Origin of the sequence: Dorea formicigenerans (genome assembly GCF_025150245.1) — a bacterium.
GTDB classification, from domain to species: domain Bacteria; phylum Bacillota; class Clostridia; order Lachnospirales; family Lachnospiraceae; genus Dorea; species Dorea formicigenerans.
The window spans coordinates 2,452,498-2,471,553 of sequence record NZ_CP102279.1 but is presented as its reverse complement, the minus strand read 5'-3'; the positions used below and the strand labels follow the sequence as shown (position 1 = coordinate 2,471,553).

The 19,056-nt window shown below is 41.1% G+C and carries 15 protein-coding genes; 9 read left to right on the top strand and 6 right to left on the bottom strand.

Going from position 1 to position 19,056, the window contains the following annotated elements; all coding sequences use genetic code 11:
* Nucleotides 1-45 precede the first annotated feature (45 nt).
* The 5 genes from NQ560_RS11905 to NQ560_RS11885 are packed head-to-tail and all read right to left on the bottom strand — an operon-like array spanning nt 46 to nt 3,754.
* Nucleotides 46-216, bottom strand: a complete 171-nt coding sequence (locus NQ560_RS11905) for a hypothetical protein (RefSeq protein WP_002569167.1) — start codon at nt 214-216, stop codon at nt 46-48.
* Nucleotides 203-2,011 carry a VirD4-like conjugal transfer protein, CD1115 family gene (locus NQ560_RS11900; protein WP_002569166.1) on the bottom strand — a complete coding sequence of 603 codons (1,809 nt, stop codon included), beginning with the start codon at nt 2,009-2,011 and terminating at the stop codon, nt 203-205. Before NQ560_RS11900 ends, NQ560_RS11905 begins: the two co-directional genes overlap by 14 nt.
* Nucleotides 2,008-2,484: a PcfB family protein gene (locus NQ560_RS11895; protein ID WP_002569165.1), complete on the bottom strand. Its 477-nt coding sequence runs from the start codon at nt 2,482-2,484 to the stop codon at nt 2,008-2,010. Before NQ560_RS11895 ends, NQ560_RS11900 begins: the two co-directional genes overlap by 4 nt.
* A 41-nt stretch (nt 2,485-2,525) precedes the next feature.
* The gene (locus NQ560_RS11890; protein ID WP_002569164.1) at nt 2,526-2,747 is read right to left on the bottom strand and encodes a DUF5348 domain-containing protein; all 222 of its coding nucleotides are present in this window, start codon (nt 2,745-2,747) and stop codon (nt 2,526-2,528) included.
* Between the two features lie 23 nt (nt 2,748-2,770).
* A complete protein-coding gene (locus NQ560_RS11885) occupies nt 2,771-3,754 on the bottom strand; it encodes a DUF6017 domain-containing protein (RefSeq protein ID WP_002569163.1) in 984 nt (327 codons plus the stop codon).
* A 234-nt stretch (nt 3,755-3,988) separates the two neighbouring features.
* Between NQ560_RS11885 and NQ560_RS11880 the strand changes: the two genes are divergently transcribed.
* The 9 genes from NQ560_RS11880 to NQ560_RS11840 all read left to right on the top strand — a co-directional run bounded on the left by NQ560_RS11880 (nt 3,989) and on the right by NQ560_RS11840 (nt 16,226).
* Nucleotides 3,989-5,521 (top strand): recombinase family protein, encoded by a 1,533-nt coding sequence (locus tag NQ560_RS11880; RefSeq protein ID WP_330666805.1) that lies wholly within the window; start codon nt 3,989-3,991, stop codon nt 5,519-5,521.
* Nucleotides 5,522-7,177, top strand: a complete 1,656-nt coding sequence (locus tag NQ560_RS11875) for a recombinase family protein (RefSeq protein WP_005333814.1) — start codon at nt 5,522-5,524, stop codon at nt 7,175-7,177. It abuts the gene before it with no gap.
* Entirely contained in the window at nt 7,170-8,723 is a 1,554-nt protein-coding gene (locus tag NQ560_RS11870; RefSeq protein WP_005333815.1) for a recombinase family protein, read from the top strand. Before NQ560_RS11875 ends, NQ560_RS11870 begins: the two co-directional genes overlap by 8 nt.
* Nucleotides 8,724-8,842: 119 nt before the next feature.
* Complete coding sequence (locus NQ560_RS11865; RefSeq protein ID WP_005333816.1) at nt 8,843-9,571, top strand: hypothetical protein; 729 nt, start codon at nt 8,843-8,845, stop codon at nt 9,569-9,571.
* A 12-nt stretch (nt 9,572-9,583) separates the two neighbouring features.
* Complete coding sequence (locus tag NQ560_RS11860) at nt 9,584-10,426, top strand: serine/threonine-protein kinase (RefSeq protein WP_005333818.1); 843 nt, start codon at nt 9,584-9,586, stop codon at nt 10,424-10,426.
* Between the two features lie 13 nt (nt 10,427-10,439).
* Entirely contained in the window at nt 10,440-11,636 is a 1,197-nt protein-coding gene (locus tag NQ560_RS11855) for a hypothetical protein (protein ID WP_005333823.1), read from the top strand.
* 374 nt (nt 11,637-12,010) lie between these two features.
* Nucleotides 12,011-13,000 (top strand): AAA family ATPase, encoded by a 990-nt coding sequence (locus NQ560_RS11850; RefSeq protein ID WP_005333825.1) that lies wholly within the window; start codon nt 12,011-12,013, stop codon nt 12,998-13,000.
* Nucleotides 12,960-14,750, top strand: coding sequence for a vWA domain-containing protein (locus NQ560_RS11845; RefSeq protein ID WP_005333827.1), 1,791 nt, complete (start codon nt 12,960-12,962; stop codon nt 14,748-14,750). The genes NQ560_RS11850 and NQ560_RS11845 overlap by 41 nt, the downstream gene beginning before the upstream one ends.
* Nucleotides 14,751-14,834: 84 nt before the next feature.
* Nucleotides 14,835-16,226: an alanine/glycine:cation symporter family protein gene (locus NQ560_RS11840; protein ID WP_005333829.1), complete on the top strand. Its 1,392-nt coding sequence runs from the start codon at nt 14,835-14,837 to the stop codon at nt 16,224-16,226.
* 80 nt (nt 16,227-16,306) lie between these two features.
* Here the strand turns inward: NQ560_RS11840 and NQ560_RS11835 are convergent, their stop codons facing one another.
* The gene (locus NQ560_RS11835) at nt 16,307-18,799 is read right to left on the bottom strand and encodes a SulP family inorganic anion transporter (RefSeq protein WP_005333831.1); all 2,493 of its coding nucleotides are present in this window, start codon (nt 18,797-18,799) and stop codon (nt 16,307-16,309) included.
* Nucleotides 18,800-19,056 lie beyond the last annotated feature (257 nt).

The following is a 19,056-nucleotide window of genomic DNA, read 5'->3' as shown; positions in this document are numbered from 1 at the left end:
GTGTAGCTTCCCCTGTCCCCCCCTCCCCGGCGGTCTGCCATGCTGTCACTGTTGAGGGATAAGCCCCCGGCGCGTGACATACTCCGTTGCAAAACGGCGGTGTTCCGCTTCCTTTTCCCGCCAATACTCCCATAATGCAGCGTCGGCGGCTTCCGCAACATTCATTAAAAACCGTTCAAGCTGCTTTTGTTTTTCCTCTGCGCTACGTTTCCTCATGGTCTGCGTCCTCCTGTAAGTCTGCTGCGTCAATCTCGTAATAGTCAAAAACCTCGTCGGGCTTGACAATGGCGGGGCGGCGTTTAAGGTGCTTTTCCATGTCAAAGGCGTTCTTCGGGTCTGCGTCGGATAGGTACTTGTATTTCGGGTGTTTCGTTATGTCGAATTTGTCCGAAAAGAACGGGCGCACCCCGCGTAGCTGCAAGATACATTTCCCTCCGTCCATGACTGCGATTTCATCTTCCGTCATAAGCTGCTTTCCCAATTTCTGATAGTTCAGCCCATGCGAAAGCTCCCGCCCCCTTGTTTCGGAAGTGTTGAAGCTGTCTATCGTTTCCTTGCCTAAAATCTCCGATATTTCTTTGAGCGTGGTTTTTTCCTTGCCGCCCAAGAAAAGCGTGGTGTCGCAGTTGCCGACTATGGTATCGGCGTTGTCCTTGTAGATTGCCTTTAGCTGTGACTGGCTCTGCAAGATGATTGACGCGGAGATTTCCCGGCTCCGTATGGTTGCGATTAGTTTCTCAAATTTGGGGATTTGCCCGATATTCGCAAATTCATCAAGTAAGCACCGTACATGGACGGGAAGCCGCCCGCCGTATTCATCATCTGCTTTGTCGCACAAGAGGTTGAATAGCTGTGTGTAGAGAATACTCACGACAAAGTTAAAGGTGTCGTCGGTGTCGCTGATAATCACGAAAAGGGCGGTCTTTCTGTCACCTATGGTGTCAAGCTCCATTTCGTCGGTTTCCATAAGCTCCCGCAGCTCCTTAATGTCGAATGGGGCTAACCTCGCGCCGCATGAGATAAGTATGCTTTTTGCGGTCTTGCCCGCCGCCAGTTTGTATTTTTTGTACTGCTTGACTGCAAAATGTTCCGGGTCTTTTTCTTCCAGACGTTCAAACATGAGGTCAACCGGGTTCTGGAAATCCTCGTCGTCCTCGCGGGCTTCCGACGCATTTATCATTTCAAGCAGCGTCGTGAAGTTCTTCTCGTCCTCTGGGGCTTCATACCAGATATAGCCGATTAGTGCGGTGTAGTAGAGCTTTTCCGCTTTCACCCAGAAATCCTCGCCGGATTTTTCCCCGTCGCCTTTGGTGTTGGCGATAATGGTATTGACTAATTTCAAAATGTCCTTTTCGCTCCGCAGATAGGCAAAGGGATTGTATTTCATGGATTTTTTGAAGTTAATCGTATTTAGCACTTTGATACGGTATTTGTACCGCTGCAACATTTTCCCGGTTTCCAAAATCAGTGTTCCTTTCGGGTCAGTGACGATATACGACGTTGGAAAATCCTTTGACGTACATTGCATGAGCGACGGTTTCACAAAGAACCGGGTCTTGCCGCTGCCGGAACCGCCGATTACAAGAATATTTTTGTTTCTTGCGTATTTCGGCTGCTTCGGGCGGCTGTTCATGGTGAGCCGTTCCGTCTGCGTTAAGGGGATATTGTTCTCAAATACCGGGTCTGTGTACGGCTTTATGTCGTCAGCCCCGCCCCAACGCGCCGAACCGTATTCTGTCCCGCGGCGGTATTTCTTCGCGTTCTTGCCTTTGGTGTAGATAATCAGCCGGACAATGACCGCCCCCGCAATGCCGATAAGTAAGTCTGCCGGGTGGAAGCTCGGCGCGATACTGGAAAAGGCGGTGGTAAAACCGTCCCCAAGATGTAGCAGCTTTGCGCTTGCGTCCGCGCCGGGGGATAGACGGACAGCCGCGCCCACTTTATCAAAGAGCCAGACAAAGAGCAGATACGGGAGATTTAGGATAAGCAGCTTCTTGATTTCCGGCTTCATAGCGATACCTCCCTGTCCTTGTTCTTGACCTTTGCCCGTTCCGCGTTCTTGCCCTGTGCGGCTTCTTTGAGCGTAGAGAGCAGCTTTCGGATAGAGGGCTTTTTCTCCTGTGTCAGCTTCTTTGCGGAAAACTCCTTAAAGGCTGCGGTCAGCACGTCCGCGTCCCGCCCCTTGAAAAAAACCAGATAGCGGGGCGGGCTTTCCGTTGCGTCCTTTTTCAGCGCAAAGTCGATACCGTACTTTTTCGCCGTACTCTCAAAGGCTTTGATATTGCCCTCGGTAATCTCAATGTTGGAAACGCCCGCGTTCTGCTTCATAAGCTGCTTTAAGCTCTGCTTTCCCTGTGGCGGTTTTGCAAGCTGCTTTTTGCCCTTTGACAGTATGGCTTTCATTGCCTTTTGGAGCGTCTGGGCGGTCAGCTTCCCGGTCTTGATGTAAAGGGCTATGGTCTTTTCGTTTACTTCGTCCTGCAATTCCTCGCGTCCTCCTTTCGCGTTTCTTTATGGGGCGGCGGTCAGATACGCACCCGCAGCCCGTTCAAGTCCTCGGCTCTGATACCCACAAGATACCAGTTGTCGCCGTACTCAATCCGGGTCGGCTTCCACTTGCCCCGCACGAATACGTCAAAGCACTCACCGCAATGCAAGCCCCCGTAGTAGCTGTTTAAGTCAAAGCGAATGTCGTAACGGTCGGTGCGCTCGTCAAATACCAATGCTCCTGTCATTTTCTGTGCCATAATAAAATCCTCCTTTTGTTGTTTTACAGGCTTTCGCCCGGTTTGAATGAATAATAGTCCGGGTCGCCGTACTGCGGCTTCTTCGGTGACAGTGCGCCGCTTGCCATGTCATGGGCGACAAGGGAAGTGTAATAATTGCCGATAGTGGACGGGGCGTTGAAAAGGGCTGCTTTCAGATATTGCTTGATGTTGCGGATTTTCGTTGTGTTCTCCCGCATACAGTCAAGCACAAAGCGGATATGCTCGCCGTCCAGTTTCATAAACTTAGATTTCACAAGCTCTGCCGGGTAGTCGTCCCCCGCAATCCGTACCCGCTTTCTGGCGGTGCATACGGTTTCAAGCATGAGGTCTACAATCTCGTCCAGCCTGTCCCCGTCAAACTTCATGTCCTGTTTGAGAATGTGGTAGTCGATATTGTCCTTGATGATTTCCCGGTATATATCAACTGCGCTCTGTGCTGCCGCTTCCGTTCCTTTCCGTTCCGGCGGCGTAGCCGCTTCTCTGCAAGGAGAGGGGTTAGGGGAAAGGATAGGAATGGAATGGGTACTTGATAAATCTGTATTTGATTTTTCTTTTTTTGGTAAGTCAGTTCTTTGTATATCTTTATTTAATTGCGTTGGATTTTCCAACGTAGGTTTTTCCAATGTTGGTTTTTCCTGCGTTGGATTATCCAATGTTGGATTTTCCAATGTAGGTAAATCCGGCGTAGGCGGCTGCGGCTGCTCGAATATCACATAGTCCGCGCCCCGCAAGCGTCCTTTCTCGTCGCGCTCCCTTGACCGAACGATATACCCGGCGCGTTCAAGCTCCTTAATGGCTTCGCGGATAGCGTCTATCTTCTCCCGGTTGATAAGGGATAAGCCTTTCAAGGTGTAGTCCCAATCTTCGGGGAGTGACAGCATTTGCGACAACAGCCCTTTTGCCTTTAAGGAAAGCTCCTTGTTGCGTAGGTGGTGGTTGCTCATTACGGTGTAGCCCTTGTTCCGTTCCACTCTGAAAACTGCCATAGTAAATCACTCCTTTTGCTGTGGATTTGTTACGCAGTAGAAGCGCGGTTTCGGGGGATAAGGTATAAATCCCTTGCCGCGCCAGATACGCGCCCGCAAAATCGCTTGTAGCAAGGCTTTTTCTGCCCCTACTGCGTAACAAAGGGCATAAAAAAGCGGCGTTCCTGTTCTCCCATGTAGAGAGTAAGAAACGCCGCTTCTGCGTCGTATTCAGTTTTTAGTACAATACCCTGCTTGTCCGTCGCTCGAAAAACCTTGATTTTCCAGTGTTTTCAAAAGTATCGTTATCTAACGTCAGCTTTTGACCGACCTGAGTTTAAACGAATGACAACTGATATAGAAGCTGGAAAAGTAAACTGTGTGATTGTAAAAGACTTATCCAGATTCGGAAGAGAATATATAGAAGCCGGGCGATGGATCGAAAAGACCTACCCGGCTTTAAATGTGCGTTTTATTTCAGTTACAGACCAGTTTGACAGTAAAACAGCAGATTTTTCAGAGAAGTCATTTGTAGTTCCAATCAAAAATTTTGTAAATGAAAGTTATTGCCGAGACATTTCCGGTAAAGTGCGAAGCCATCAAAAAATCAAACGTGAGAAAGGTGAATTTATTGGAGCATTTGCACCGTATGGTTACTGCAAAGATCCGGAGAATAAGAATTGTCTGGTGATAGATTCTTATGCAGCGGATATTGTAAGAAAAATATTTTCATGGAAAATTGATGGATTCAGTCTTGGAGCAATCGCAGAAAAACTGAATGTACGTCATGTGCAGTCGCCAAAAGAATATAAAAAGGCAAATGGCGAGAATTATAATTCTGGATTTCACAGCTCAGACACACCGAAATGGTCAGCAGTGCAGATTAAAAGGATTCTGACCAACGAGGTTTACATTGGAAACATGGTACAAGGCAAGCAGGAACGAATCAGCTATAAAGTAAAGCAACGCCTGGATAAGCCAGAATCAGAGTGGGTGAAAGTAGAAAATACACATCCGGCAATTATCAGGCAGAATGACTTTGATGTGGTTCAGAAGCTGCTTCAATATGATGGCAGGGCATCGAAAACATCGGACAGTGCAAACTTTTTTTCAGGCTTTGTGTTTTGCGGAGATTGCCATACACCGATGATACGCAGGGTAAATCAGTATAAAGGGAAGAAAAAAGCCTTTTATATTTGCCAGACGAAGAATAAAGGTGGAGATTGTACCAGACACAGTATTCCGGAAGAGGTGCTGAAAAGGATTGTTTTGAAAGAGATTCAGGCATATACAGCACTTTTTGTAGACTACCAGATGATTATGGAAGAACTTTGTGAGATGAAAGTCAGTTACGATCAGGTAATCGGTTATGATACGCAGATCAGTAAATTGCAGGAAGAATATAACCGTTATTACAGTTTGAAAGCGTCTTTAGGTGATGACTTGAAAGAGGGACTGATCAGCAAAGAAGAGTTCGATGATTTTCGGGAAAGTTACGGAAGAAAATGTGAAGAACTGGAGCAGATGATTGAAAACCAGAAAAAACTGGTAAAGCAAATGTTTGAGGGTGGAGTGTCTGCAACTGTTCAGTTGGAGGACTGGAAGAAATCACTGGAAATCAAAGAACTGGATCGTACATTACTGGCACTGACCGTAGATAAAATCTATATTTATGAAAACAAACAGATTAAAATTCATATCCGTTATCAGGATATGATTGAGAAAATGAAAGTCATAAGACGGTTTTATGCGGAGCATCGAACAGAGTGCAGGAAAGAGGTGGGATAAATGGCAAGAACAGCAAAAAGATATAAGAAAAACACAGAGAAAAAAGCTTCTGGGATTCCGGTATGTGTGGCTGCAATTTATGCCAGATTATCCGTAGATAGTGATGAAAAAAAGTCAGAATCTATTGAAACACAGGTTACGCTGATAAAAGAATTTATTCAGAAGAACAATGAAAATCCAGACAGAGAGTATGAAATTGCTGTATATGACATTTATTCTGATCTGGGAAAAACCGGAACAAATTTTGACAGACCGGCATTTGAACGGATGATGAATGATGTCAGGGCAGGTAAAATAAATTGTATTCTGGTAAAGGATTTCTCACGATTTGGAAGAAATTATATCGAAACGGGAAACTATCTGGAAAAGATTCTTCCTTTTATGAAAGTACGATTTATTTCTGTATGTGACAACTATGATTCATTTGCACCTGGTGCTAAGAATCAGGAATTATCCATGAATATCAAAAATCTTGTGAATGATGCTTATGCGAAAGACATTTCTGCAAAAGAACGGGCTGCGAAACGTATTGCACAGAAAAATGGTGAATATGTGGGATCTACAGCTCCATACGGATATTGTGTGGAAAAGGTAAATGGGATTTATAAGCTGATTGTGGAACCGGAATCTGCAAAGATTGTCCGTAGGATTTTTGAAGAATATGCTTCTGGAGATGGTATACAGAGTATTATTGACAGGCTGTTTGAAGATGGGGTACATCGGATTTCGGACTATAACCAATATCATCATGTGTACTGTCAAGATGGAGAGAATCTTCATCAGTGGGGAAATTCTTCGATACGTGCGGTTTTAAATCGAAATAATTATTATGGTGATCTGGTTCAGAGAAAATACGAATCCAGATTTCAAAGAGGTGAAAAATGGTGTGACATATTGGACGAGAGCCAGTGGATTATTACGCCAAATGTTCATGAGCCGATTATCAGCAGAGAATTGTTTGACAAAGCACAGGTTAGGTTAAAAGCAGCACAACAGAAAGCAACAAAAACTACAGTAGGATGGGAAGAGGATGAAAGAGCATTTTACAATGTATTCTATTGTGGAGATTGTAAGCGAAAAATGTGTACACGCAGATACGGAAACGATGTGCTTTACTTTTGCAATGCTGCCCAGTATCGGGATGAAAGGAAATGCAGTCATAAATCTATTTCCGAAGGAAAACTGCAGAAAATTGTCCGTTCGGAGCTGACCAGACAGTTTCAGTTATCTGGCTTACGGAAAAAGGATATGTCTGCTATAAGCAGTGCAGTATTTCTTTCCAAAATCAAAGAAATTCAAGCAGAGATCAGGAAACTGGATGCAGATATGGAAAGACGTTCAGAAAAACTGGCACAGGCATTCATGCAATATAAAGAGGGTGAACTTTCCAAAGCAGCCTATATAGAAATGAAAGACGGCCGCAATAACTGGAAAGCATTCTGCGAAGAGAGAAAGAAGTCTCTGGAGCAGACCATACGAAAACTGGAAAAACAGCAGAAAGAAGAAGCAAGATTTTTACGAAGCCTGCTGGAACTGGATGGGATAACCAGAATCAATGCGGAACTTGCAGAGGGTTTGATCGAGAGTATGTATCTATATGGTGATGGCAGACTGGAAATCAACTTCGGGTTTAAGGGGGCGGTAGAACATGAGTGATCAGAAACTGATTATTGGATATTATCGCCTTTCCATGGAAGATGATTCAAAGGGAGAAAGCAACAGTATTATCAATCAGAGAAAACTGGTAAAAGATTATATTTCCAATATCCCAGAGCTTGCTGCTATGCCATTTCAGGAGTTCTACGACGATGGATATTCTGGCTCCAGTATGGAGCGTCCGGCAATTAAGCAGGTTCTGAAACTTGCCAGAGAGAACAAAGTGCAGTGTATTGTGGTAAAAGATTTTTCGCGTTTTGCCAGAAACTATATTGAGATGGGAACTTATTTGGAACAGATTTTTCCATTCCTGGGAGTACGATTCATTTCTATCTCAGACCGATATGATTCTAAAGATTATAAAGGAAAGAGTTCGGATATTGAAGTACAGTTTAAAGGACTAATAGCAGACTTTTATGTGAAAGACCAGTCCGTAAAGGTTAAAGCGGCAGTCAGCACCAGACGTGGAAAAGGCGAGTATTGCTGTGGTTCTGCACCTTATGGGTATCGAATTAATCCTGAAAATAAGAAAGAACTGGTCATTGTAGAGGACGAAGCGGAAGTAATCCGAAGAGTATTTGAACTGACCAATCAGCGGTATTCCAAGATGGAGATTTGCAAGTTATTCAATGAAGAGGGCGTACTGACTCCCTTGCAGTCTATGAGCAGACGACAGAAATCAGACAGCAAGAAAGCTGCTTCAAGAGGATTGCTGTGGACGAGTGATATGATACGGAAGATTGTGGATGACAAGACTTATATAGGCTGTATGGTCTATGGAAAGACAAAGATTCCAGATCCCGGAACAGGGAAAGAAGTACCAGTGCCGAGAAATCAGTGGAAAGTAATGGAAAACCATCACGAGCCGATTGTATCAAAAGAGGTCTTTGAGAAAGCACAGTCCCTGCAGATCAGATACACCAAGAAAAGCAAATTTGACAGGGAAACAACACTGTTAGGTGGCTATGTAAAATGCGGGAATTGTCGCAGAAGCCTGACTTCAAGCAGTCCGATTCATGATCATATTCTTTATAGCTGTGCTTACAGTAAAGGAAAAGAAGATACAGGATGTTTTGCCGGGAAAGCGGATAACAAAATGCTGGAGCATATCGTGCTGGCAGAAATAAAGGCTTACTTACGTCAGAATATCAGCCAAGAACAGATGCAGCAATCCATGAGAAAACAGCATGAGGACCGCATAGAAGCCTATAATATGGAAAGTGCAAACTGCGAAAAACGTCAGGAGCAAATAAAAATCCAGAACCGCCAGAACTATGAGAAGTATCACGAAGGACAGATGAACCAGAAACAGTTCATGGAAGCAAAGAAGCAACTAGAAGAAGAAAGAGATCGACTGCAGAAACGTGTACAGGAACTGGATGAACTGATAAATGGTGAGAAAGAAATCCTGATGAAAAAGAATGTTCCGGTGGAGCAGATGTTGAAGTATTTAGGCTATGAGAAGCTGACACGAGAAATGCTGGAAGAATATGTGCAGGGGATATATGTGTATGATGATGGGAGAGTGGAGGTGGAGTGTGGATGAAAAAATACTAGTTATGTTTATTTTAAGAAGCCTTGAATGATTGATTTTTAAAGGCGGGATTGTTATAATTGTTTCTATAAAAAGTGCAAAAGAGAGATTGAAAAGGGTGAAATGTAACAATGGATAGGATATTGATGTTTGATCATAATATTAAAGATATAGGATTGTATACACGACCATCAACTCAAGGGGATGAGTTGGATTTGGTTGAAGATTTTATTGAATATTATATTCGTAATTTTTTAAAAAGCAATAAAACAAACAATTTAGCTATATTTGTAGAACCTAAAGTTGCATCCGGATTTCCTGACATTGTATTTGCATCATATTCACCTAAAATATTGGAGAATTGGTCTGAACAAAGAGAAAATCTGGAAACGAATGATTTAAAAGTGTTATCTCAGTTATTGATGACTAAAGGAAGTACAGGAAGTGAATTGATAACAAGACTTAAGATGCCAGAAAAAGATACAATTCAGGCCATAGAAAAATTACTAGATGCACATATGATTATACGTGATCACGGCTTATGGAAACCAGTAGATATCAAAAAGATATATAATATAAAAAAATTGATTTCAGTGGAAGCTAAAATGACGGATATAAAGAAAGTTGCTGAACAGTCTCTTATTAATACATGGTTTGCATCACAATCATATGCATTAACAAGTACTTCAAATCCGCAAAGTAGTACGATTAAAAAGTTTGAAAGACAAGGCACAGGTTTGTATTGTAAGAAGAGAAGTTTTAGAAAAATAGTAGAAGCAAAGAAATTAGCATCACCGTCAAGTTATCAGTCTTTACAGTTTAATGAATGGATTGGAAGGACTGTTGCCCATTTAAGTTAGGAGAAATGAGAGATGAAAAAATTTCAAGAAATGTGTCAAGAAGAATTTGAAAAAATTGAATTGATGGCACGTGGTGGACAGAAGATTGTATTTGATGGAGTTCACAACTCATATGGAGAAACTGTTATTAAATTATATTTTCAGCTTAACGATCCCAGGTCTCTTAGGGAAATACAAATAGAAAGAGATTTAAACTTATCCATGGTACCTAAAATATATGAAACTGGAACCATAGAGTATGAGGGAACAGAGACATTATATATTATTGAGCAAAAAGTAAAAGGAACAGAATTACGGAAGGTGCTTGAAAGTGGAAAGAGATTTTCTTTAGAGGAAGCAGTGACATTTTTGGAACAGGGGTTAGAGTTTATTGCTTGTATAGAGAATAAAGGTATTGTGCATAGAGATATTAAACCGGAAAATATTATACGAGCAGATGATGGTAGAATATTTTTCCTGGATTTTGGAATTGCAAGGATATTGGGAGCAGATTCATTGACAAGAACAGGTGCAATGATGGGTCCGCATACACCTGGATATGCTGCGCCTGAGCAATTTAATAATTTAAAAAAGGAAATTGATTCTCGAGCTGATATTTTTTCACTAGGAGTTGTTACCTATGAATGTATTACAGGAAAAAATCCATTTAGAGAAGGCTCTATAAATGCACTTGAAGTCTTACAAAAGACAGAAACTATTACACCTGTACAGTATTCAATCAAAGGGGATACTCAAAGTCAGTTTATGGCATTATTAGGGGCAATGATGGGAAAATATCCTTCTAGAAGACCTAGGACTGCTAAGCAAGCAATAGATTGGTTAAAAGTAGCTAAAAAGACATTTGTTTATGAATAGAAGGGGTTAAAGAATGGAACTTTTTATACAAATGGGACATAATATGCAAGCGTTAGCTCTCGAGCATTTAGAAGAGTTTGATGGTGGAACTATTATCATTAGCCCTATGAACATTTTGCCCAATAAGGTAAAAGGTTATGCAACTAGGGTGCATAAGAAAAAAGGGAAAGTACTTGTTGATCCACAATTGTATTATCCTAGACAATATCAAAAAAAATTGTCTCAGTATGCATATTGGCCGAAGAGTGATATTACATCATTGGAAATGGGACAATTTGATACGGTAGTAGAAGAACTATCAAAATTAAATAACGAAGTTGAGGCAGAAGCGTTTTTGTTGCCTTCCATTACCGCTAAGAAAATAGACGATTTATGGAATAAAATACAGAAAATAATAATAGAAAGTGCAAAAAAATATGCACCTGATATGAAGTATATACACACAATTTCATTGAGTAGTGATGTACTTAATGATGAAAGCCAGATTGAACGGGTGATAGAGTATGTTGAAGAATGGGATGTAGAAGGTGTATATATTGTATGCGAACATCCGGAACGATATTATTTGGTGGATCGACCATTGTGGGTGTCTAATATTATGTCATTAGTAGCAGGAATTAAGAGACAGCGGAAGATGACGATTGTGGGTTATGCAAGTCATCAATTATTATGTATGGCATTAGCAAAATGTGATGCAATTGCATCAGGAAATTTTTTGAATTTAAGATGGTTTCAGCCAGAACATTTTGAAACAATAGATGATAAACAGCCTAGCCGTCGAGCGGTATGGTATTATTGTCCACAAGCATTATCAGAGTATAAAATTCCTTTTTTAGATATTGCAAAACGTATGGACCTATTAGATAGAATTGAACCTCCAGTAACGATGAAAAATAAATATAGTGAAATGTTGTTCAATGGAAGTTTACCATCATCAACAGGTTTTGGCGAAAAAGAAGCATTTAGGCATTATCTTTATTGTCTTCATAAACAATGTCAAAATAGTGTTCTGGAAACCTATGCTGAAACAAAAAATTTACATGTTTTAATGTTGGAAACAGCTGAACAATTATTATCGGGGTTAGGAAAAAAAGGAATTAAAGGGCAAGATCGAGATTTTACTGAAATTTTGGATGTAAATAGAGCAGCTATTTCAGCTTTCGATATGGCTTATCATTTTCCGCTTTCACAAGAATGGAATGATTTATAAAAAATCGTTATGCGGAGAATGATATTTGTAGCAATGACGTAACATCCTCCTCACCTATTTTGTGACAATTATATAACGTCCTCTATACAGAAATATGCGGTTTTAAGCCATTTTCTTGGCAAAAAAGCCGCATATTTTTTGTAGCAATGACTTGACATCCTCGGGGAGGTTGTGTCTTGCGGAGAGTATTCCGGACTAATTGCTTTGGGGTGATAATATAATAACAAAAGAAAAAATATGCCTTTATGTGAAAAATAAATCGAAAAAACGGTCTTTCACGAGTATAATAACATTACAAGATAAAACAAAAAATCTATTTCATCTTTAAAAGAAGTATAGATGGTAAGTTTTGAACAGAAGGGAAGCGACAGCATTTGTTAGAGAAATTACGGGAACTTGGAATCAGAGATGATTTGATTGATGAGATAAAAAAATTTCGTGAAAGTTATCCGGCAGAAAAATCTTATGAGGCAAGAATTCCAAAGCTGGAGCAGTTTTATTATGGAAAAGATGTGTGGGAGCAGGCAATTACAGCTATTCTATGCGGGCAGAATCTTCTGCTTGTCGGACATAAGGCGACAGGAAAGAATCTGTTCGCTGAGAATCTGGCCGGAGTTTTTATGCGGCCGCGATGGGATGTGTCTTTTCATGTGAATATGGATGCTGCTTCCCTCATAGGGATGGATACATTTCGCGGCGGTGAAGTGACTTTCCGGCCTGGTCCGGTATATACAGCGGCAAAAACAGGTGGTTTTACGGTATTGGATGAAATTAACATGGCAAAAAGTGAAGCTATGGCAGTGTTGCATGCAACATTGGATTTTCGTAGGACCATTGACGTTCCGGGGTATGAAAGAATAGAACTTCATCCTGCAACGCGGTTTATTGCAACCATGAATTATGGATATTCCGGCACAAAAGAACTGAATGAAGCATTGGTGTCACGTTTTGCCGTCATTCAGATGCCAATGATTGCTAAAGAAAGCCTGATAAAACTGATAAGAAAGAACTCTCCGACAATCCGGGAAGATGCGGCAGAAGAGTTAGCAGCATTATTTTTAGATTTACAGAAAAAATGTGAAAATGCTGAGATTTCTTCTAAGGCACTGGATCTTCGAGGCCTTTTGGGAGCAATCGATCTGATGGAAAAAGGACTTGATATTCATACAGCGCTAGATATGGGAATTGCGAACAAATCGTTTGATCCATATGAACAGACATTGATCCGGGATACGATTCAGGCAAGGATTTCAAGAAAAATCCAAAGAAAGGATGTTTTTCACAAAAATAATAAAATATGCAAATATTTACAAGGTGACAGAAATGGAAGAGCAGGAATTAATAGAAGCGAAAAGAGCACATAATTTTATATGGACTGCAGCAGAAAAGTATGAATTTGAACCAATGTTTCTTGCATTTTCCCCGGATGGAACAGCAGATATGTATTTGAACCTGATTATCGGACTGGCATATAAATGGTACGATCAGGAAAAAATAGACGCATTTTTTAATCAGTTAGGAGGAAAAAACCAAGAGTTATATGAAGGGCTTCTCTGGATTGGCCTGGAAAATGCATTGTATCCAAAAGAAGAGAAGATAAGATCGGCACTTAGGGATATAAGGAAGGAGTATGCAAGGGAAAGCCTGAGGCGTTATCGGAAATATAAAGAGTATTCTAGAATTGATCAGATACGAAACGGACATTGCAGAGAAATTTTGGGACGGTCATCAGGGTTAAAAGAGGAAGATGAGCAGATTTTACATGCGTTTTCTTTTTCAGAAGATATGTCAACGGATCAAATTCTGAAACAGACAAGAGAAAATCTGTGGAAATATTTTGCGTATCGTCCGACTGAAAAGAAGAAAGGAAATTATTTTCTGCAGAAGGTATCCGGAGCATTTCAGTCTTTTGGAAAAGTAAGTGCTACTTATGTACGTGCCAGAAATTATGATGACCAAAATACATTTTTTGATGGAAAATCGGGAATAATGGAGCGAGGCAAACACTATATATTCCAGTTGTCGCTACAGAGAAATCCGGAAGAAACAAAAAGATATGTAGAGGCATGTTTTGGAAAGAGTATCTATTCGCAAGAATACCAGGAAAAAATAGAACAAAAATTGTGTGTGGGAAATCATAAAAATTGTCATCTTTTATTTACAAAAGGGAATTCAAGAGCAGGGGAGGATGGCCTGAAAGAGTCGGAGACAGAAAAAAACAGAAATAAGATATATACCGGTGAAAATGAATTATCCAAGATAAAAGGAAAAAGAGAAAAAAAGGAAATTAGAGAATTTCAGGCAGAGTCTGCCAGACAATATGAGAAGAATAAAAAACATTATGAACAGAATTATGCGATTTATCAGAATGCCATTCGAAGACTTACAGAAAAGCTAAAGATTTGTCTTGAGGAACAAGAAGAGAGATTTCCGGAGAAAGCAGCTCACGGAAAACTAAATCCACGGGAAGTGTGGAAAGCAGTCTATCTGGACGATCCAAGAGTATTTGAGAGAAAAGAAGAGGTAGAAATTCCTGGATTTTCTGTTGATATTCTCATAGATGCCTCTTCTTCGAGAAAGCAGATGCAGGAGCAGATTGCGGCTCAGGCGTATATTTTATCCAAAAGTCTGAAACAATGTAAGATTCCGGTACAGATTTATTCTTATTGCAGTATCCGCGGCTATACGATATTGCACATTTTCCCTAATTGCAAAGAAGAGAGAGAGGATGAACTGTTCCGGTATGTTGCGGCGGGAAATAATCGCGATGGACTTGCACTTCGGGCAGCAGGACACTTGATGGAGAACGGCGAAAAAAGAAAAAGAATTTTACTCGTACTGACAGATGCAAGCCCACAGGATGATCAGGATAGTGGAGAAGGTGCTTTTTATAAAAATAAAGAATATACAGATCTGCTTGCGATTCAAGATACTGCGAAAGAAGTGCAGAATCTGAAACAAAAAGGAATTCAGGTGATCGGAATTTTTATGGGAAGTACGCGCTCTGGAGAAGTAGCAGGAAAGATTTTTGGGCAAAATCTGATAAAGATTCGAAATATCAGTGATTTTTCACAGGCGGTCGGAAGAGTATTGCAGGAAATTGTTTTTTCATGAAAAGTATTTGCACAATATATTGAGATATAGTATGATAGTGCAGAGCGTTAAAGTGACAAAGAGCTCAGAAAGGATATTTCTGAAATGGTTGTATCGTTAATTGAAAGAATTTATGCATTATTGTGGGGAGATTTGATACATGTTCCATTGCCGGGTGGAGAGAGTGTGGGAATCTCATTGCTGATTATATTATTGATTCCGACAGGGATTTATTTTACAGTGCGGACAAAAGTATTACCTTTGCGTTTGTTCCCGGATATGACTCGGGCACTGATGTCAAAGAAGGAGAATAAAGACAGTCTGTCCACGTTTCAGACGTTGATCGTATCAACAGCGACGAGAGTCGGCATGGGAAATCTTGTCGGGGTTGTAGCTGCAATTTCCGCAGGAGGTGCAGGAGCAGTCTTTTGGATGTGGGTAACAGCCCTGATTGGCTCCTCAACAGCATTTGTAGAGGCAACGCTGGCACAGATTCACAAAGAAAAAGATCCACTTTACGGAGGATACCGTGGAGGTCCGGCTTACTATATTCATCATTATATGGAAGAAAAGACAGGAAAAAAGAAAAATCATACCTTGATTGCTGTTCTGTTTGCAATTTCCGGTCTGATCTGCTGGTGTGGAATCAGCCAGGTAATCAGTAATTCAGTTACATCTTCTTTTGAAAATGCATTTCATATTCCACCGCTTTATACAACGATTGTCCTTGTTGCAGTTGCGGCAGTGATTGTCCTTCGTAAAAATGCGACGGTAAAAGTTCTGGACCTGATCGTGCCGATTATGGCTGTATGTTATTTCTTCATTACGATTTTTATTATTCTCATAAATATGAAAAGTATTCCAAGCGTATTTGGTCGGATCTTTGAGGAGGCATTTGGAATCAGACAGGTTGTATCTGGAGGATTCGGAGCAGTTTTGATGAACGGCGTAAAGAGAGGTCTGTTTTCAAATGAGGCGGGTTCTGGATCAGCACCATGTGCGGCAGCGGCAGCAGAATGTGATTTTCCGGTAAAAGCAGGACTTACACAGGCGCTGGGAGTATTTATTGACACCATTGTGATCTGTAGCTGTACTGCAATGATCATGCTGTTGGCACCGGAAAATGTAGTTGCCGGAAAGTCTGGAATGGATTTACTACAGTCAGCAATGAAATATCATCTTGGAGAATTTGGTGTAATCTTTATAGCACTTACATTATTTTTATTCAGTTTCTCGACATTTTTAGGAATACTCTTTTACGCAAGAAGTAATGTATCTTATCTCTTTGGTGATAAATGGTTCTGGCAGACTGCTTATAAAGTACTTGCACTTGTAATGTTGTTCATTGGCGGAATTGCAGCTTATACATTTGTTTGGGATCTGGGGGATGTAGGAATTGGTCTTATGACCATATTTAACACTGGAATTCTGTATCTCATGGGTGGTCAGGCATTAAAAGCATTGAAAGAATATGAAAGTAACAAAGAGAAAAAATAGAAATATTGAACGAAAAAAAGACAACACATGCGTCGTGTATGTGTTGCCTTTTTTGTATGCGTTTAGTGGAAATCTTTGAATTAATGTCGGCGAATATATTCTAGAAATTGTCGCTCAAGATTGGATTCCTGTTCGGCAGTATTCTCGTCAAGTTCATATTCTTTTTGTACATTATCAGAATCTTGTGCCACATCGGAATCTTGTGCTGCATCGGAATCTTGTGCCACATCAGAATCTTGTGCCGCATCGGAATCTTGTGCTGCATCGGAATCTTGTGCCACATCAGAATCTTGTGCCGCATCGGAATCTTGTGCCGTATCGGAATCTTGTGCCGCATCGGAATCTTGTGCTGCATCGGAATCTTGTGCCGCATCGGAATCTTGTGCTGCATCAGATTCTTGCGCTGGAACGTCTTCTTTTTCAAAAGTTTGATTTGGCTGAGGTGTTTGTTCTTGAGGTTCTACGCTTGCGCGCTGAAGTTCTAATCGTTCTTCAAGCTTTCGACGATGTTTCTGTAACTTATCGAAGACTTCCGGATGTTCACGTAGAACACGGTCTCTTAAAATACGTCTTCGTTTTTCAATTAACTGAAGAACTAATGGTTGGTTTTCTGCCAGTGCCTGTGACAACTCATTGAGATGAAGCTCGATACGGCGAAGTAATTCGTCCTCATCAAAGGCACCAAGAGAATGCCAATTTTCAAGGTGGTCTACAAGACCGTTTTCAAGAATCTCTTCAATATCCTTTAATCCGTGAATATGATTTAAGATGTGGTGAACTTCATGTTCCATTTCCTCGACTACCTGATCACCATAAGCCCATGCAAATTCCTCCAGTGTATCTTCATCTTCTGCAGGAAGAAATGTCAGGTTTAGTTTTACGCTTTCTTTTTCAGAATCCGGGATATCCAGTTCATATGGAGCGTAAATATCTGCGTCGTGAAGAGCAGCCAGTATTGTCCGGCGGACATGTCCCTCGCGGATCAGATGTTCAACACCTAACTGACGCATTTGCTGATTCAATTTTTCAGTATGTTCAGTGATATAAAAATGTATTCCAAGGTCTGTCAGACGCGAAGATAATTCCGCAAGGCGGTCTGCAGCAGTAATGTCGATGTTGTTGATTGCTCTTGCGTCAATGATTACGACTTGCGTATCTGGACTGACTGCATCTTCAAGATCTTCCTGAAGAATCTTTACATTTGCGAAAAACAGGTTTTCATTAAACTGGTACATGACAACACCTTTGATAGGATACGCATGTACATTTCTTATAAGGTCATAATATCCATCTTTTCCGGGAATCACACCAAGAAAAGAACGAGTTGGATTCGCGGATTTTGTGATAACGGCAAAGAATGAAAGCAATACACCGATGAGCACACCGTAAATTGTTCCTAAAAATAATACACTAATACAGGCTGCCATGAAAATGGAAAAATCCTGTTTGCTTAGTCGGAAGAGGCGGATACATAAATGAACCTCTACAACGTCCATAAGTGCGGATATCACAATTGCGGTCAGAACCGGAATCGGCAGGTATCCAATGAAGCCTGTGAAAAATAACAGTAGAATTGCCATAGTAATGCCTGCAGTAATGGAAACAACTTGAGAGTGCCCGCCATATTGTTCGTTCATAGATGTCCGGGAAATGCTTCCATTCACCGGGCAGGAACCTACAAATGCAGAGGCAACGTTACCGGCAGCACAGGCTAAGATTTCCTGGCGGTCATTCAGATTGTAACCATTGCGGAAAGCAAAATTGTTTTCTGCAAGCAAAGTTTCAGCCATTACGACCAGTGAAATCATCAGTCCACGCCCAACAGCCTGAGTCAGATCTACCTGACTAAAGTCAGGAATGAAAAATGGCGGAAGTCCGGTTCCAACAGAATCAAGCAGTGCCACACCCTTTGCGTCAACATGGAAATACACAGTAGATACTACGCCTGCAGCCATGATAAGAATTGCAATTGGAAATTTTGGAATCCATTTTTTGCATATTCTTATAATAAGTAATGTACCAAGTCCTAATCCGAGAGAAAGCCCGTGGAAATCCTGACCGGCGGCATAAATGTGTTCTGCAAGTTCGATGATTTCACCAGATCCTGCAGAGCTTCCCATAAGTTTCGGAATCTGCATGAAGATAATAGTTAAAGAGATTCCACTAATGAATCCGCCCATAACAGGGGTTGATATAAAGTTTACAATCCGATCGGCTTTTATAATGTAAAAGAAAAGAAGCCACAGACCAGTAAAAAGTGCCAGAATCGGTATATAATTCAACGCAGCTTCAGATCCGGGAACAATACCAAGAGAAAGCAGCGCACTGCCTGCAAGAGCAGCGGGAGCAGCATCTACACCAAAAATAAATTGTTTTGATGTAGAAAAAATTGCGAATAATAATATAGGAAGAATAGAACCATACAAGCCATAAGCCGGAGGAAGCCCGGCAATCTGTGCATATCCCATGGAAATGGGAATAGATACAGCGGCTATAATGATACCAGAGAAAATGTCCTGTTTTAAATAATCCTTTTTATATTTTTTTAATGTTGATAAAAGCTGTATTTTCATAAGTAAAAGAACCTCCGTCTAGCAATTATAACAGTAAGTAGACAAAAGAACAATATTGGAGACGTAGTGTTTTGTTAAAATGTAAGATCGGAAATTGTGGCCCGAAGTGCATTTTTATATCAGCTGGGAGATGACTCCTATAGGTGGTGAGAAACAAGCTGGTATCAGTGGTGGGAGTTAATCCCCCAGCTGATATAGCCTCTGGAAGGATTGCAGAGGTGCGCAGTAGAAGCAAGTCATGCAATTGCATGACGCGC